Raw genomic sequence first — 13,980 nt, 5'->3', positions numbered from 1 at the left:
CGGGACGTACTTGACTGCACCGAGGTGGGCGCCGCACTGGACGTCACCGGAGCCGAAGGCGTCGAGGACGTCGAAGCAGTCGACGGCGGCGGTATGACCGAGGACACCGCGGCCGGAGCCGCCGAACCGTCGTCCTGCCCGCACGCGGCGAGCGCGAAGAAGGGAACGACCAACAAAGCAGCAAGGGTTCTTCGTCGCATTTTCCCGCCTCGTCAACAATGGCAGAACGAGGCGGAACCCTAACACGGGAAAATGACGATCAGTGTTCTTCGGGATCCAGGTCGTGGGACGTGATCGGACGGCCCGGCAGCGGCGTTCCCGGGCGCGCGCTCAGCCCGTCGATCATGATGCCGACGCAGCGGCTCGCCGCCATCGCCGCGACCTCGTCCGTCTTCGCGCGCATCTGGCGCAGCAGCGTCGCGAACAGGATCGCGATGTCCCCCGCGCCGACGTCCATCCGGAGCTTGCCCTCGGCCTGGGCGCCGCGGACGAAGTCGTCGAGCACCACGAGGATCTCGTCACGGAGACGGCGGACCTCGGGGTCGCCCTTCAGGATCACCAGAGCCCGGTGCGACACCATCGCCAGCTGGACGACCAGCTGCAGCTCGACCGACTGCCGCAGCAGCCGCTCGAGCCCGTTCCACGGTGACGTCTCCTCCGCGGCGATCCGGCGCGCGTCGATCAGCACGCGCTCGAAGTTGTCCATCGCGACCGCTCTGACCAGGGCGTCCCGGTCCGGGAAGCGGCGGTACAGGGTGCCGACACCGACGCCGGCCGCGCGGGCGATCTCCTCCATCGGCACTTCGGCTCCGGACGCGGCGAAGATGCTCTTCGCCGCGGCCAGGATCTGGTCGCGGTTACGCCGCGCATCCGCCCGCAGGCTGGTCTCGGGGTCTGCCGTCATGCCGTTCGCCTCTCGCTGAATCTGGCGCGGGGTGATTCTCGCATGGTCAGGCAGCCACACAGTGCATCCGCAAGATGTCACCCGTTAGCTAGTGGACGACTTCCTTCCGCTTCGGTACGTTGGACACTAGAACCGGAATGTAATCCTCCACATACTTTCCGTCCGATTTGGGGATCCGAAATGACCGAAGTCGCCGAACCCACCACGACCGCGACCGGGGAAGAGGCCTTCCCTCTGGTGCGCAGCTGCCCGTTCGCGCCGCCGCCGGCCTACGAAAAGCTCCGCGAAGCGGGCCCGGTCCAGCGCGTCGGCCTGCCCGACGGTTCGGACGCCTGGGCCATCACCCGCCTGGAGGAAGTCCGGGAGATGCTGACCGATCCGCGGTTCAGCTCCAACCGGTTCAACCCGGGCTTTCCGGTGCTGACGAAGGGCGGGCGCCCGCAGCGCCGCCGGTTCACCGCGTCGCTGATCAACATGGACCCGCCGGAGCACGGTGCCGCCCGCCGCGAGGTCGTCGGCGAGTTCACGGTCAAGCGCATGAAGGCGCTGCAGCCGCGGATCCAGCAGATCGTCGACGAGCACATCGACGCGATCCTGGCCGGCCCGAAGCCCGCCGACCTGGTCTCGGCGCTCTCGCTGCCGGTGCCGTCGCTGGTCATCTGCGAGCAGCTCGGCGTCCCGTACGCCGACCACGACTTCTTCCAGTCGCGCAGCTCCACCCTGCTGAACCGCGAGGTGACGCAGGAGGCGCGCATCCTGGCCGTCGAAGAGATGCAGGGCTACCTCGACGAGCTGGTCACCGCCAAGGAGGCCGACCCGACCGACGACCTGCTCGGCCGCCAGATCCTCAAGCAGCGCGAGGAGCACGGCGACGCCGACCACGACTCGCTGGTCTCGCTGGCGTTCCTGCTGCTCCTCGCCGGGCACGAGACGACGGCGAACATGATCTCGCTCGGCACCGTCGCGCTGCTGGAGAACCCGGACCAGCTCGAGATCATCAAGAACGACCCGGGCAAGACGCTCGACGCCGTCGAGGAGCTGCTGCGGTACTTCACGATCGCGGAGTTCGCGACCTCGCGCGTCGCCACCGAGGACGTCGAGATCGGCGGGCAGCTGATCCGCGCGGGCGAGGGCGTCCTGGGCCTGAGCTACTCCGGCAACCGCGACGAGGCCGCGTTCGAAGACGCCGACAAGCTCGACCTCGAACGCGGCGCGCGCCACCACGTCGCGTTCGGCTTCGGGCCGCACCAGTGCCTCGGCCAGAACCTGGCCCGGATGGAGCTGCAGATCGTCTTCGACACGCTCTTCCGCCGCATCCCGGAGCTGAAGCTGGCCGCGCCGGTCGACCAGCTGCCGTTCAAGCACGACGCGCAGATCTTCGGTTTGTACTGCCTGCCCGTGACCTGGTGACAAGGGGGAAGCCATGACGACTGTCGAGAAGCACGAATTCCCGATGACCCGGACGTGCCCGTTCGCGCCGCCGCCGGCGTACGAGGAGATCCGCGAGGAGGACGCCGTCACACGGGTGGGGCTGCCCGACGGCGGCCAGGCCTGGGTGGTCACCCGGCTGGAGGACGTCCGGACCGTCCTGAACGACCGGCGGTTCAGCGCCGACCGGCAGCACCCGGACTTCCCGCAGCTGGTCAAGGGCGGGTTCCGGCGGCAGGGCGACGAGCGCACCATGATCACCATGGACGCGCCCGAGCACGGGCCGGCCCGCAAGGCCGTGCTCGGCGAGTTCACCGTGCGCCGGATGGAGGCGCTGCGGCCGCGGATCCAGGAGATCGTCGACGAGCAGATCGACGCGCTGCTGGCCGGCCCGAAGCCGGGCGACCTGGTCGAGACGCTGTCGCTGGCGGTCCCGTCGCTGGTGATCTGCGAGATGCTCGGGGTGCCCTACGCCGACCACGACTTCTTCCAGACCCACACGGCGAAGCTGATCAAGCGCTCGACGTCGCCGGAGGAGCGGCGGGCGGCGTTCGACACCATCCGCGGGTACATGGCCGACCTCATCGCGGAGAAGGAGGCGAACCCGCCGGACGACCTGCTCGGGCGGCAGATCGTCAAGCTCCGCGAGGACGGCACCTACCGGCGGGAGTCGCTGGCCGCGACCGGGTTCCTGCTGCTGGTGGCCGGGCACGAGACGACGGCGAACATGATCTCGCTGTCCACCGTGGCGTTCCTGCGCAACCCGGAGCAGCTCGCGGCGATCAAGGCCGACCCCGGCAAGACGCTCGACGCCGTCGAGGAGATGCTGCGCTACTGGACGATCGTCGACGCGGCGACCGCGCGCCTGTGCGTCGAGGACGTCGAGGTCGGCGGCCAGCTGATCCGCGCCGGCGAGGGTGTGCTGGCGCTGGGCTACGCGGCGAACCGCGACCCGCGCGCGTTCGAGAACGCCGACGAGCTGGACATCGAGCGCGGCGCGCGCCACCACGTGGCGTTCGGCTTCGGCCCGCACCAGTGCCTCGGCCAGAACCTCGCCCGGATGGAACTGCAGATCGTCTTCGACACGCTCTTCCGCCGCATCCCGACGCTGGAGCTGGGCGCGGACGTGGACGACCTGCCGTTCAAGGACGACGCGAACATCTACGGCCTGTACCGGCTGCCGGTGACCTGGTAGAGATCGAACGGACGGCCCTCCCACCACAGGAGAAGAACCATGAAGATCATCGCGGACACCGGCAAGTGCGTCGGCGCCGGTCAGTGCGTGCTCACCGAGCCCGCGCTGTTCGACCAGAGCGAGGACGACGGCACGGTCATCGTCCTGAACGAGACGCCCGAGGGTGAGCTGGTCGAAAAGGCCCGCGAAGCGGTGCACGTCTGCCCGAGCCAGGCCCTCTCCCTGCAGGAGTAGCAGGAGTAAGTAGGTCTGCCGCGGCTGGTCGTGAGTGTTTAGGGCGGTTCTAACCGCCCTAAACACTCACGACAGAGTTATCCACATCGGCCCTGGTTGTCCACAGATTTGCCAGGCGACTCCCATGAGCCACCGGAGTCGATCATGGTCGAGGTATGCCTCTTCACCGACGGTGGTCGACCGACGAGCTGCCGGAACCGGCCAGACCCAGCTGGCAAGTCGTTCTCGAACAACAGTCCGGCATCTTCAGTCTCGGACAGCTCCGCGCTTACGGCCATACCAAGGCCGACCTGACAGCCAACGTGGAAGCCGGCCGGTGGCAACGCGTGCTGCCCGGCGTATACGCGACGTTCACCGGTCCGCTGCCCCGGCCCGCGCGCATGGCGGCCGCGCTGCTCTACGGCGGCAAGCACGCGATCTTGAGCCATCACTCGGCAGCGGAAGAATGGGGCCTCGTCCCGATCACCGACCGGCCGGTCGAAATCACCGTGCCCTATACGAGTTCGGCCATCTCCCAGCCGCCGCTCGTCGTGGTGCATCGCTCACGCGCACTGGCGCACACGACGCTGGCGGTCACGCCACCTCGGACCCGCGGCCCGGACACCGTCCTCGACCTGGCCGTTTCGCAGGAGACGGCCAGGGAGGCGACGCTTCTCATCGTCGACCTCGTCAGCCGAGGTCCGATCTCGCTCGAAGCCGTCGAGAACTGTGTCACGCAACGTCCGCCCTACCGCTACCGAGCTGCCATCCGTCGAGGCTTTGGCCTAGTGCGCAACGGCTTGATGTCCGCCCTCGAAGTGGAGTACCTCCAGCTGGTCGAGGATGAGCACGGCCTGCCACGAGGTGATCGGCAGACGCCGTTCGTCGTGGACGGGAAGACGCTGTGGGAAGACGTGACCTACGACAGCCATGGCGCCGCGGTCACAGTCCGGCTCGACGGCCGAGCCACCCATGCCGTGGCAGGCGTCGCCTTCCGGGACCGTCGCCGGGACAACGCCGCCGAACTCGCCGGCCGGGCCCGGCTCGTCTACGGCTGGAACGAAGTGCACACCAAACCGTGCACGGTCGCGGACGAAGTCCGGCAGGTTCTGCTCCGCGAGGGCTGGGATCCGACCGGGCACCGCGAGCCGACTTGCGAGCGGTGCATGTCGTGAGTGTTTAGGGCGGTTCTAACCGCCCTAAACACTCACGACAAGTCTGGGTCTACGAAAGCCGCAGCGTTGTCTCCGGGTTGAAGGCGTGGGTCTCACCCTCGCCGCGTAGGCCGACCCTCACGTTGTCGCCCATGCGGGGTGGGGTTCGGCCGTCGACTCGGACCACGAAGCGGTCGTCGCCTACCTTGCCGTGCAGGTACGCGTCTGCGCCCAGCTCTTCGACCAGCTCCACCACCAGCTCGAAGCCGCCTTCGGAGACCAGCTCCAGCGACTCCGGGCGGACGCCGAAGGTGACCTCCGTGAGGTTCTGCGATGACGCCGCGGAGACCACCGACCGCGGCAACGGCAGGGTGACGTCGCCCAGCTTGACGCCGCCCTCAGTCAGGGGCAGCTGCGCCAGGTTCATCGCCGGCGAGCCGATGAAGCCCGCCACGAACGAGTTCGTCGGGTTCTCGTACAGCTCACGCGGGGCCGCGCACTGCTGCAGGACGCCGTCCTTGAGCACCGCCACCCGGTCGCCCATCGTCATCGCCTCGACCTGGTCGTGCGTGACGTAGATGGTCGTCGTGCCGAGGCGCTGCTGCAGCTGCGCGATGTTCGCGCGCGTCTCCACCCGCAGCTTCGCGTCCAGATTGGACAGTGGTTCGTCCATCAGGAACACGCTCGGCTCGCGCACGATCGCCCGGCCCATCGCGACGCGCTGCCGTTGCCCGCCCGACAACGCCTTGGGCTTGCGGTCCAAGAAGCGCGTCAGGTCGAGCATCTCGGCGGCTTCACCCACGCGCGCCGCGATGTCCGATTTGGACATACCCCGCAGCTGAAGCGCGAAGCCCATGTTGTCGGCCACCGTCATGTGCGGGTACAGCGCGTAGGACTGGAACACCATCGCGATGTCCCGGTCCTTCGGCGGCAGGTTCGTGACGTCGCGGTCGCCGATGCGGATGGCGCCCTCGTCGATGTCCTCGAGCCCGGCGAGCATCCGCAGCGCCGTCGACTTGCCCGAACCGGACGGGCCGACCAGCACCAGGAACTCGCCGTCCGGCACCGAGAGGTCGAGCTGGTCGACCGCCTTCACCGAGGAAGCACCCGGGTAGATCCGCGACGCCTGCTGGTATTCGACACCTGACATGACTACTTCACCGCTCCCATGGACAGACCCCGGACGAGGTGGTTCTGCGCGAACCAGCCGACGATCATCACCGGCAGCGAGGCCAGCAACGCGGCTGCGGACAACTGGGCCCAGTACAGGCCCTCACTCGTGATGAACCCGACGAGGAACACCGGCACCGTGCCGGCCCGCGCCGCCGTCAGGTTGACCGCGTAGAAGAACTCGGTCCAGGAGAAGATCACGCAGATCAGCGCGGTCGCCGCGATCCCGGGCGCGACCACCGGCATGATGATCTTGCGCAGCAGGGTCGGCAGGTTGGCGCCGTCGATCCGCCCGGCCTCGATCATCTCGTGCGGCACCTCGAGGAAGAACGACCGCATCATCCAGATGGCCAGCGGCAGGTTCATCGACGTGTAGAGGATGACCAGCGCCCACACCGTGTCCAGCAATTCGGTGTTCTGGGAGATGATGTACAGCGGGATGATCGCCGCGACGATCGGCAGCATCTTCGTCGAGAGGAAGAAGCCCAGCGCGTTGGACGTCTTCTTCACCGGTGCCAGCGAAAGCGCATACGCGGCCGGGATGCCGAGGAGCAGCACCAGCAGCGTCGAGAGCACCGTGACGAACGCCGAGTTCGAGAGGTAGGGCAGGAACCCGCCCTTCAGCACGTTGGCGATCTGGTCGAACGTCGGGCTGAAGAACAGCTTCGGCGGGTCGGTGTAGGCGTCGGCCTCCTGCTTGAACGCCGTGAGGATCATCCACAGCAGCGGGAAGACGAACAGGATCGCGATGATCCACGTGACGACGGTCAGCGAACCCGGGCCGAGCTTGCGCTTCGGCTTGCGCGCCGGAGCCGCGGTCGCAGCGGACGACGGGCGGGTTTCGAGGGTGGTCATTTGACGCCTCCGTCCACCGAGAAGGTGCGGAACATCAAGCGCAGTGCGAAGGTCGCGACGATCATCGTCAGGATCACGACGATCACGCCCATCGCCGACGACTGGCCGACGTCGAAGCCTTCGAACGCGCGCTGGTAGATGTAGTACGGCAGGTTGGTGCTGGACACGCCCGGCCCGCCCTGCGTCATCAGGAAGATCGCGTCGAAGCTGTTCACGATGTAGATGGCGCCCAGCAGCGTCGCCAGCTGCAGGAACCGGGACAGGTGCGGCAGCGTGATGGAGACGAACGTCCGCCACCGGTTCGCACCGTCCACAGAGGCCGCTTCCAGGACCTCCTTGGACTGGCTCTGCAGGCCGGCCAGGATCAGCAGCATCATGAACGGCGTCCACTGCCACACGATCTGGGCCATCACCGACGCCAGCGGGAACTCCGAAAGCCAGTCGGTGTCGGTGCCGAATACGAAGTGCAGCAGCCCGTAGGTCGGGTCGAACATCGTCGTCTTCCACAGCAGCGCGCCCGCCGCCGGCAGGATCAGGAACGGCGTGATCAGCAGCGTCCGGACGAACCCGCGGCCCATGAACTTCCGGTCCAGCAGGATCGCCAGGCCGAGGCCGAGCAGCAGCGCGACGAGCACGCAGACCACGGTCAGCAGCACCGTGTTCAGCAGCGCGACCAGGAACGTCGTGTCACTGAAGACGTCGATGTAGTTGTCCAGGCCGACGAAGTGCCGCGAACCCGGGCGGACCAGGTTCCAGGACTGGAACGAGTAGAACACGGTCAGCAGGAACGGCAGCTGCGTCACGGCGATGACGAAGATCAACGCCGGGAGCAGCGGCAGCCGCCGCTTGGCCGCGGAGCTCAGGCCCTTCTTTTCCTCGGCCTTCGCGTGGGAGTGGGAGGTGGGGGTATCTACGGAGAGCGTGGACATCACTGCACCGCCTTGTAGGAGTCGCCCACCGTCAGGGCGTAGTCCTGGGACTGTTTCAGGGCGTCGTCGACCGACTCGCGGCCGGCGATCGCGGCCGACAGCTGCTGGCTCACCCGGGTGCCCAGGTCCTGGAACTCGGGGATGCCGACGAACTGGATGCCGGGGTAGGGCACCGGGTTCGCCATGGCCTTCTGCTGGTTCGCGTCCGCGATGCCGTCCAGCGTCGGCTTCGCGTAGGCCGCCGCGGCCTTCGCGTAGTCGGGAATGTCGTAAGTGGACTGACGCACACCCGGCGGGACGCGGTTCCAGCCGTAGGTCGCCCCGACCTTCTGCACGTACGCCTTGTCGGTCATCCAGGCCATGAACTTCCAGGCCGCGTCCTTGTCCTTGGCGACCTTCGGGATGCCGAGGGCCCAGGTGTAGAGCCAGCCGCTGGCCTGCGTCTTGACGACCGGGGCCGGCGCGTACCCCGACTTGCCGACGATCTTGCTGCTCGACGGGTCCTCGTTGGTGCCCGCCATGACCGTGGCGTCGTACCACATCGCGGCGTTGCCCTGCGTGTAGCGCGTGCCGCACTCGGAGAACCCGGCGCTGGAGGCGCCGACCTCACCGTGGTCGCGAATGAGATTGACGTAGAAGTTCGCGGCTTCCTTGAACTCCGGCGACGTCAGCTTGGCGTTCCAGTCCTTGTCGAACCACTGCGCGCCGAAGGTGTTGGCCACCGTGGTGAACGGCGCGAGGCTCTCGCCCCAGCCGGGCTTGCCGCGCAGGCAGATGCCCGAGACGCCGTTGGCCTTGTCGTCGAGCTTCGCGGCGAAGTCGGCGATCTGCGGCCAGGTCGGCTTGGCCGGCATGGTCAGCCCGGCCTTCTGGAAGAGGTCCTTGCGGTAGGCCAGGAACGACGACTCGCCGTAGAACGGCACCGCGTACATCTGGTTCTGGTACGACAGCGACTGCTTGATGCTGGGGATGAAGTCGCCTTCGTCGTAACCCGGGGTGGCCGCCATGTGCGGTTCGAGGTTCTCGAGCCAGCCGTTGGCCGCCCACTGCGGGGCCTCGTAGTTGCTGATCATCACGACGTCGAACTCGCCGCCCTCGGTGGCGGTCGACGCGGTGATCTTGGCGCGGGCCTGGTTCTCCGGCAGCGAGACGAACTTGAGGTTGATCCCCGTCGCCTTCTCGAACTCCGGCGCGAGCGAGATCGCGTCCTTCATCTGCGGGTTGGACACGATCGCGATGACGAGGGTGCTCCCGCCGGTGCCGACCGAGCCGGCGCCGGCACAGCCGGTGGCCAGCAACGACGTCGCGGCGAGGAGGGTGAGCAGCTTACGCACGGCTACCTCCCGGAAGTACTTGCACCTTGAGGCCCGAGCCGCTGCGCATCTTCGCGAGCGCCTCGGGGTACTGCTCCAGCGGCAGGGTGTCCGTGAGCAGCGAATCGGTGTCGATCGCACCGTTCGCGACGAGGTCGAGCGCGGCGCCGAAGCTGTTCAGCACGGCCATCGAGCCGACGATGGTGATCTCGTCGTTGTAGATCCGGAACGGCGAAAGCGCGACGCGGGCTTCGGCCGGGGCGACGCCGAAGACGAGCAGCCGTCCACCGCGCCGGACCGAGTCGAAGGCGGCTTCGATGGCCGGGGCGGCGCCGGTGCAGTCGACGGCGACGTCGAACGTCTCGCCGTTCAGCTCCTTGACGTCCGACGCGGTGGCGACGGCGCCGAGGCTGCTCGACCGCGGCAGCCGGGAGGCGTTGCGGTCGACCATCGTGACCTGCGCGCCGGAGCGCTGCAGCAGCTGCTGCATGATCAGGCCCATCGTGCCGGCGCCGACGACCAGGATGCGTTCCCCGGCTTCGACGCCGACGCGGCGCACGCCGTGCACCGCGCAGGAGACGGGCTCGACCAGCGCGCCCTGCTCCCAGGTCATCGAGTCGGGCATCCGGTAGCAGTTGGCCGACGGCACGGCGACGAACTCCGCGAACGCGCCGTCGACGGTGTCACCGGTGGCGTTCCAGTTGGCGCACAGGTTTCCGTGGCCGGAGCGGCACGGGCCGCAGTAGCCGCAGAACAGGGAGGGGTCGACGGCGACGCGGTCGCCGATCTTCCAGTCGCCCGGCACGTCCACGCCGAGCTCGACGATCTCCCCGGCGAACTCGTGCCCGGGGACGATGGGGTACGGAGTCGGCGGGAAGTGCCCGTCGGCGATGTGCAGGTCGGTGCCGCAGATGCCGCACGCACCGACCTTGACGATGACCTGCCGTTCCCCCGGTTTTGGATCGGGCACCTCGCCGACCCGGATCTCCCCGGGCCGATCGATGATGGCGGCACGCATGCCAAGCCCCTTCCTCGCGCTCATATGAGCGTCGTTGACCTATGGCGTCGAGAACATGTGAAGGCATTACAGGACTGACCTGTGTGTTACGTCAACCTTTCGGGCAGATTTCTAGCTATAGTGCTCATATGAGCACGTCCAAGAAGCAGTCGTCGCTGACCGAAGCTATGCTCCTCGCGACCGTCGCCCGGCGCTTCTACGTGCAGGGACGCTCCAAGCTGGAGATCGCCGACGAGTTCGGCGTCAGCCGGTTCAAGGTCGCCCGGATGCTCGACACGGCCATGGAGTCCGGCCTGGTCAGGGTGGAGTTCGCGCTGCCGGCGCCGGTCGACCTCGCCCTGTCGGACGAGGTCCGCTCGGCCTACGGGCTGGACCGGGCCCTGGTGCTCGAACGCTCAACCGAGCGGGAGCCGAAGGAGGTCGTCCGGGCGAAAATCGGCACGCTGGCGGCCCGGCTGCTCGAGGAGGTCGTGCGGACCGACGACATCGTCGGGCTCTCGTGGGCGCGCTCGGTGAACGCGATGACCGAGGCGATCCGGACGCTGCCGCGCTGCCCGATCGTCCAGCTCTGCGGGGTGCAGGCCGGGATGGACATGCGCGGCCGCTCGGTCGAGACGGTCAGCCGCGTGACGGCGGTGTCCGGCGGCGACGCCTACCCGATCTTCGGCCCGCTGGTGCTGCCGGACCGCCGCACGACGGAGACGCTGCGGCGGCAGCCGGGCATCGCCGAGACGTTCGGCCAGTTCCGCAACCTGACCAAGGCGGTGGTGAGCATCGGCGCGTGGCAGCCGGGCGAGTCGACGGTCTACGACGCGCTGGACGAGGCGGAGCGAGCGGCGATAGCGGCCCGCGGCGCGACGGCGGAGGTCGCGGCCCGCCTGTTCGACGCGTCCGGCAACGCGCTGTCGACGGGCCTGGCCCACCACGTGCTGGCGATCAGCCACGAGGAGCTGATGGCGGTGCCGGAGGTGATCGCCTTGGGTTACAGCAAGCCAAAAGCCTCGGCGGTGGACGCGGTCCTGCGCTCGGGCATGGTCTCAACGCTGATCACCGACGCCGCAGCCGCCGTCCCCCTCCTGGCCCTGGCAGCCAAGAACCCTCCTCGCTGAGTAGTACTCACCAGGGAGTACATCCCGCCCAGCGTCCTACCCCAGCGGGTGCAGATCGGCGGTCGCGGGGTCCGGGGTTACGCCCGATGTGCGGGCGCGGCTTCTCCGTGAGCCTGGACGGCGTGACCCGAACCAAGACCTCCCCGCGCTGGCGGCAGGCCGTCGTCTGGCTGCACGTCGTGTCGTCGGTCGCCTGGATGAGCCAGGCCCTCGCGCTCGTCGTGCTGATGTCGCTGGCCCTCACGCGCCCCGCGCAGGCGCCGCCGCGACCTCGATGGCCGACCGGCTCGACTCCGTGCTCCTCGCCCCGATGGCCAACGTCTCCGCCTTCACCGGCCTCGTGCTCGCCGGCGCGACCGCGTGGGGCTACTTCCGGCACTGTTGGGTGCTCACCAAGTTCGCCCTGACGTTCATCCAGCTCTACGCCGGGATCTTCCTGCTCTCCCCCGCGCTACGCGAGTCCGCCGACACGGCCACCGCCACCGGGCTGCAGATCGCCGGCGCCTCCCTGATGGCGAGCGCCCTGTCCTTCCAGGCGTGGCTCTCGATCGCCAAGCCCGGGAAGCGGACGCCGTGGTCGCCCGCCCCGAAACCGCCGACCGCGCCGACCTGGGTGTTCGTCGCCGGGGTGGCCGCGCCCGCGGTCGACGTCGGCGCCGGGCTCGCCGCCGGCTACCCGCTGCCCGCGTTGTCGCTGGTCACGCTGATCGTGCTCGGTCTCGAGCGGCGAGGACGTCGTCGCCGTGATCGGCCGCCCACCGCCCGAAGCCCTCGATCGGCTCCAGCAGCGTCTCCCCCAGCGGTGTAAGGGCGTACGCGCCTTCGCGTCGCTCGACGAGCCCGTCGAACTCCAGGCGCCGCAAGGTTTCCGTGAGCACCTTGGCGCTGATCCCGCCGATCGTGCGGCGCAGCTCGCCGTGCCGGCGCGGGCCGTGGCGCAGCGCCCAAACGACCACCGGGTTCCAGGTGTTGGCGACGAGGTCGAACGCGAGCCGCGTCGGGCAGTCGGCGAGCCAGTCCATCGGTTACCTTCCGGTTCCTTCCGGTGTCCCTAACGTCGTGCTGGTACAGCAAAGCACGAGGAGGACGCATGCGGATCGGGATCTTCGGCACCGGCGCGATGGCGACGGCGCTGGGCACGCACTGGACGAACGCCGGCCACGAGCTGCGCGTGGCCGGCCGCGGCCGGTGGGCCGAGGTGGCGGCTTTCGCGGACGCCGTGCTCCTGGCGATCCCCGCGGACGCCGTCTTCGAAGTCCTGCCGCAAGCGGGCCCGCTGCGCGGAAAAGTCCTGATCGACTGCACAAACCAGCCCGGCCCGACCGGCACCGAACCCCCGCCCGGCACCCCGGTGGCGACGCGGATCGCGGCCGCCGCGCCGGGCGCGCACGTCGTCAAGGCGTTCAACCTCGCCTCGGCCGACGTCTGGCGCAAGCCGCCGGCGACGCTCACGGTGCCGCTCTGCGGCGACGATCCGGCCGCCCTCGACGCGGTCCGCACGCTGGTCCGCGACGTCGGCTGCACGCCCGTCCTCGGCGGTGGCCTGGACCGCGCCCACCTGCTGGAGGCGACGGCGGCGTTCGCCATCGGCCTGTGGTTCGCGGGCGAAGACGCCCAGGCGATCCTGGTTTCAGCCGACGGCTGAGACGTTCCCGGCCGCCAGGTCCGCGGCCCGGGCCCGCAGAGGTGCGCCTCCGCGCGGGATGAGGGTCACCGTGCCGTCGGCCAGGTCCGTGACCAGCGTGCTCAACGTCAGCAGCGGGTCGCCGCCGGAGGCGTTGCGGTGCACGTCGTTCGTCAGCGTGTCCGCCAGCCACTTCGCGTCCGGCGCGACCGGCGCCAGGTGCGCGCAGACCTCGGCGCGGTCCAGGCTCTCCTCCGCGGCCGCGTCGAGGTCCGGCGGCAGCTGGCGGAAGTGGTTGGTGTGCCAGGAAAACCCACTGCCCACAGTGGTCACCGCCGTCTCGTGGCCCGCCTTCTCGACCACCGTCACCCCGGCCGCACCGACCTGGCCCATCGTGTACGCGAACCCGCCGGCCGAAGCGTGCGAACGCAGCAGCGACACCGCTTCCGCCACGGTGACGGCCCGCTGCGCCGAGCGCGCCAGGAAGTGCCGCCCGGCGCACGGCGAAGACGCGACGACGTCGACGCTGTCGATCCCCCACACCAGGCCGTGCGTGGTGAGCGTGAACGTGTTGGCGGGCACGAAACCCGGGTACCACCAGACGCAGACGCCGGGTTCCCCGTCGATCAGCAGGGTCAGCAGGCGCCCGATGCCGTCGAACACGGGCGCGCCGTCTTCGTTGTGCCCCAGCAGGCTCGGCGCACCGACCCAGGCGAGGTCGGTGCAGCCGGTGCCGTCGCCGCGGCCCAGGTCGCCGCGCAGGTTGGCCAGCAGCAGGTCGTCGAACGGCACCCCGGCGCCCGCGGCCAGCGCCGTCAGCTCGGCGTAGGCGTCCGGGTGCTCGACCTGCGACGCCGATTCGATCGCCCGGAACAGCACCGGTGACCGCCGCGCTCGCTCGGTGACCGGCCAGGACGCCAGTCCGTCGAGGACGGTCCGGATGTCGTCGGCCGCACACGCCCCCAGCTCGCGGAAAGCGGCTTCGCGAGGGCCTCGGACGACCGTCCAGCGCACGTCACCGATCCGGTGCTCCACGACCGTCGCCACCATGCGATCACGATGCCTGAG

16 protein-coding genes are annotated in these 13,980 nt (G+C 69.1%); 8 read left to right on the top strand and 8 right to left on the bottom strand.

Annotated elements, in window-relative coordinates:
* The first annotated feature begins 24 nt into the window (after positions 1–24).
* A complete protein-coding gene (locus tag VA596_RS22075; protein ID WP_323329692.1) occupies positions 25–243 on the top strand; it encodes a hypothetical protein in 219 nt (72 codons plus the stop codon).
* 16 nt (positions 244–259) lie between these two features.
* On the opposite strand, the gene VA596_RS22070 is transcribed toward VA596_RS22075, so the two are convergent.
* Positions 260–904: a TetR/AcrR family transcriptional regulator gene (locus VA596_RS22070; RefSeq protein WP_323329691.1), complete on the bottom strand. Its 645-nt coding sequence runs from the start codon at positions 902–904 to the stop codon at positions 260–262.
* A 180-nt stretch (positions 905–1,084) separates the two neighbouring features.
* Between VA596_RS22070 and VA596_RS22065 the strand changes: the two genes are divergently transcribed.
* From VA596_RS22065 to VA596_RS22050, 4 genes are all read left to right on the top strand, one after another.
* Positions 1,085–2,314, top strand: coding sequence for a cytochrome P450 (locus VA596_RS22065; RefSeq protein WP_323329690.1), 1,230 nt, complete (start codon positions 1,085–1,087; stop codon positions 2,312–2,314).
* A 13-nt stretch (positions 2,315–2,327) separates the two neighbouring features.
* Entirely contained in the window at positions 2,328–3,527 is a 1,200-nt protein-coding gene (locus VA596_RS22060) for a cytochrome P450 (protein WP_323329689.1), read from the top strand.
* A gap of 39 nt (positions 3,528–3,566) precedes the next feature.
* Complete coding sequence (locus tag VA596_RS22055; protein WP_290056061.1) at positions 3,567–3,761, top strand: ferredoxin; 195 nt, start codon at positions 3,567–3,569, stop codon at positions 3,759–3,761.
* Positions 3,762–3,916: 155 nt separating this feature from the next.
* Positions 3,917–4,915 (top strand): type IV toxin-antitoxin system AbiEi family antitoxin domain-containing protein, encoded by a 999-nt coding sequence (locus VA596_RS22050; RefSeq protein WP_323329688.1) that lies wholly within the window; start codon positions 3,917–3,919, stop codon positions 4,913–4,915.
* A gap of 49 nt (positions 4,916–4,964) precedes the next feature.
* Here VA596_RS22050 and VA596_RS22045 read toward each other — a convergent pair whose 3' ends face one another.
* Genes VA596_RS22045 through VA596_RS22025 form a run of 5 tightly spaced genes read right to left on the bottom strand, consistent with a single transcriptional unit; the run spans position 4,965 to position 10,179 of the window.
* Positions 4,965–6,044, bottom strand: coding sequence for an ABC transporter ATP-binding protein (locus VA596_RS22045; protein ID WP_323329687.1), 1,080 nt, complete (start codon positions 6,042–6,044; stop codon positions 4,965–4,967).
* A gap of 2 nt (positions 6,045–6,046) precedes the next feature.
* Entirely contained in the window at positions 6,047–6,919 is an 873-nt protein-coding gene (locus tag VA596_RS22040) for a carbohydrate ABC transporter permease (protein WP_323329686.1), read from the bottom strand.
* On the bottom strand, positions 6,916–7,848 hold the full coding sequence (locus VA596_RS22035) for a carbohydrate ABC transporter permease (RefSeq protein ID WP_323329685.1): 933 nt from the start codon (positions 7,846–7,848) through the stop codon (positions 6,916–6,918). Before VA596_RS22035 ends, VA596_RS22040 begins: the two co-directional genes overlap by 4 nt.
* Positions 7,848–9,182, bottom strand: coding sequence for an ABC transporter substrate-binding protein (locus tag VA596_RS22030; RefSeq protein ID WP_323329684.1), 1,335 nt, complete (start codon positions 9,180–9,182; stop codon positions 7,848–7,850). The genes VA596_RS22035 and VA596_RS22030 overlap by 1 nt, the downstream gene beginning before the upstream one ends.
* On the bottom strand, positions 9,175–10,179 hold the full coding sequence (locus VA596_RS22025) for a zinc-dependent alcohol dehydrogenase family protein (RefSeq protein WP_323329683.1): 1,005 nt from the start codon (positions 10,177–10,179) through the stop codon (positions 9,175–9,177). The genes VA596_RS22030 and VA596_RS22025 overlap by 8 nt, the downstream gene beginning before the upstream one ends.
* A gap of 128 nt (positions 10,180–10,307) precedes the next feature.
* Here VA596_RS22025 and VA596_RS22020 point away from each other — a divergent pair, with 128 nt between their 5' ends.
* A complete protein-coding gene (locus VA596_RS22020; RefSeq protein ID WP_323329682.1) occupies positions 10,308–11,288 on the top strand; it encodes a sugar-binding transcriptional regulator in 981 nt (326 codons plus the stop codon).
* Between the two features lie 274 nt (positions 11,289–11,562).
* A complete protein-coding gene (locus VA596_RS22015; RefSeq protein ID WP_323329681.1) occupies positions 11,563–12,096 on the top strand; it encodes a hypothetical protein in 534 nt (177 codons plus the stop codon).
* On the opposite strand, the gene VA596_RS22010 is transcribed toward VA596_RS22015, so the two are convergent.
* Positions 11,987–12,310 (bottom strand): winged helix-turn-helix transcriptional regulator, encoded by a 324-nt coding sequence (locus tag VA596_RS22010; RefSeq protein ID WP_323329680.1) that lies wholly within the window; start codon positions 12,308–12,310, stop codon positions 11,987–11,989. The genes VA596_RS22015 and VA596_RS22010 overlap by 110 nt on opposite strands.
* A gap of 68 nt (positions 12,311–12,378) precedes the next feature.
* Here VA596_RS22010 and VA596_RS22005 point away from each other — a divergent pair, with 68 nt between their 5' ends.
* Positions 12,379–12,933, top strand: a complete 555-nt coding sequence (locus VA596_RS22005) for an NADPH-dependent F420 reductase (protein ID WP_323329679.1) — start codon at positions 12,379–12,381, stop codon at positions 12,931–12,933.
* Here VA596_RS22005 and VA596_RS22000 read toward each other — a convergent pair.
* Positions 12,919–13,962: a C45 family peptidase gene (locus VA596_RS22000; RefSeq protein WP_323329678.1), complete on the bottom strand. Its 1,044-nt coding sequence runs from the start codon at positions 13,960–13,962 to the stop codon at positions 12,919–12,921. The genes VA596_RS22005 and VA596_RS22000 overlap by 15 nt on opposite strands.
* Positions 13,963–13,980: the final 18 nt, after the last annotated feature.

The sequence above is a fragment of the Amycolatopsis heterodermiae genome, assembly GCF_034929455.1.
Classification (GTDB): domain Bacteria; phylum Actinomycetota; class Actinomycetes; order Mycobacteriales; family Pseudonocardiaceae; genus Amycolatopsis; species Amycolatopsis heterodermiae.
The sequence above is the reverse complement of the archived record's forward strand: the minus strand, read 5'-3'. Positions and strand labels throughout refer to the sequence as shown.

Coding starts and splice junctions, on each gene's coding strand:
- VA596_RS22070 (WP_323329691.1), bottom strand. CDS start 904: ATGACGGCAGACCCCGAGACCAGCCTGCGGGCGGATGCGCGGCGTAAC.
- VA596_RS22065 (WP_323329690.1), top strand. CDS start 1,085: ATGACCGAAGTCGCCGAACCCACCACGACCGCGACCGGGGAAGAGGCC.
- VA596_RS22060 (WP_323329689.1), top strand. CDS start 2,328: ATGACGACTGTCGAGAAGCACGAATTCCCGATGACCCGGACGTGCCCG.
- VA596_RS22055 (WP_290056061.1), top strand. CDS start 3,567: ATGAAGATCATCGCGGACACCGGCAAGTGCGTCGGCGCCGGTCAGTGC.
- VA596_RS22050 (WP_323329688.1), top strand. CDS start 3,917: ATGCCTCTTCACCGACGGTGGTCGACCGACGAGCTGCCGGAACCGGCC.
- VA596_RS22045 (WP_323329687.1), bottom strand. CDS start 6,044: ATGTCAGGTGTCGAATACCAGCAGGCGTCGCGGATCTACCCGGGTGCT.
- VA596_RS22040 (WP_323329686.1), bottom strand. CDS start 6,919: ATGACCACCCTCGAAACCCGCCCGTCGTCCGCTGCGACCGCGGCTCCG.
- VA596_RS22035 (WP_323329685.1), bottom strand. CDS start 7,848: ATGTCCACGCTCTCCGTAGATACCCCCACCTCCCACTCCCACGCGAAG.
- VA596_RS22025 (WP_323329683.1), bottom strand. CDS start 10,179: ATGCGTGCCGCCATCATCGATCGGCCCGGGGAGATCCGGGTCGGCGAG.
- VA596_RS22020 (WP_323329682.1), top strand. CDS start 10,308: ATGAGCACGTCCAAGAAGCAGTCGTCGCTGACCGAAGCTATGCTCCTC.
- VA596_RS22015 (WP_323329681.1), top strand. CDS start 11,563: ATGGCCGACCGGCTCGACTCCGTGCTCCTCGCCCCGATGGCCAACGTC.
- VA596_RS22010 (WP_323329680.1), bottom strand. CDS start 12,310: ATGGACTGGCTCGCCGACTGCCCGACGCGGCTCGCGTTCGACCTCGTC.
- VA596_RS22005 (WP_323329679.1), top strand. CDS start 12,379: ATGCGGATCGGGATCTTCGGCACCGGCGCGATGGCGACGGCGCTGGGC.
- VA596_RS22000 (WP_323329678.1), bottom strand. CDS start 13,962: ATGGTGGCGACGGTCGTGGAGCACCGGATCGGTGACGTGCGCTGGACG.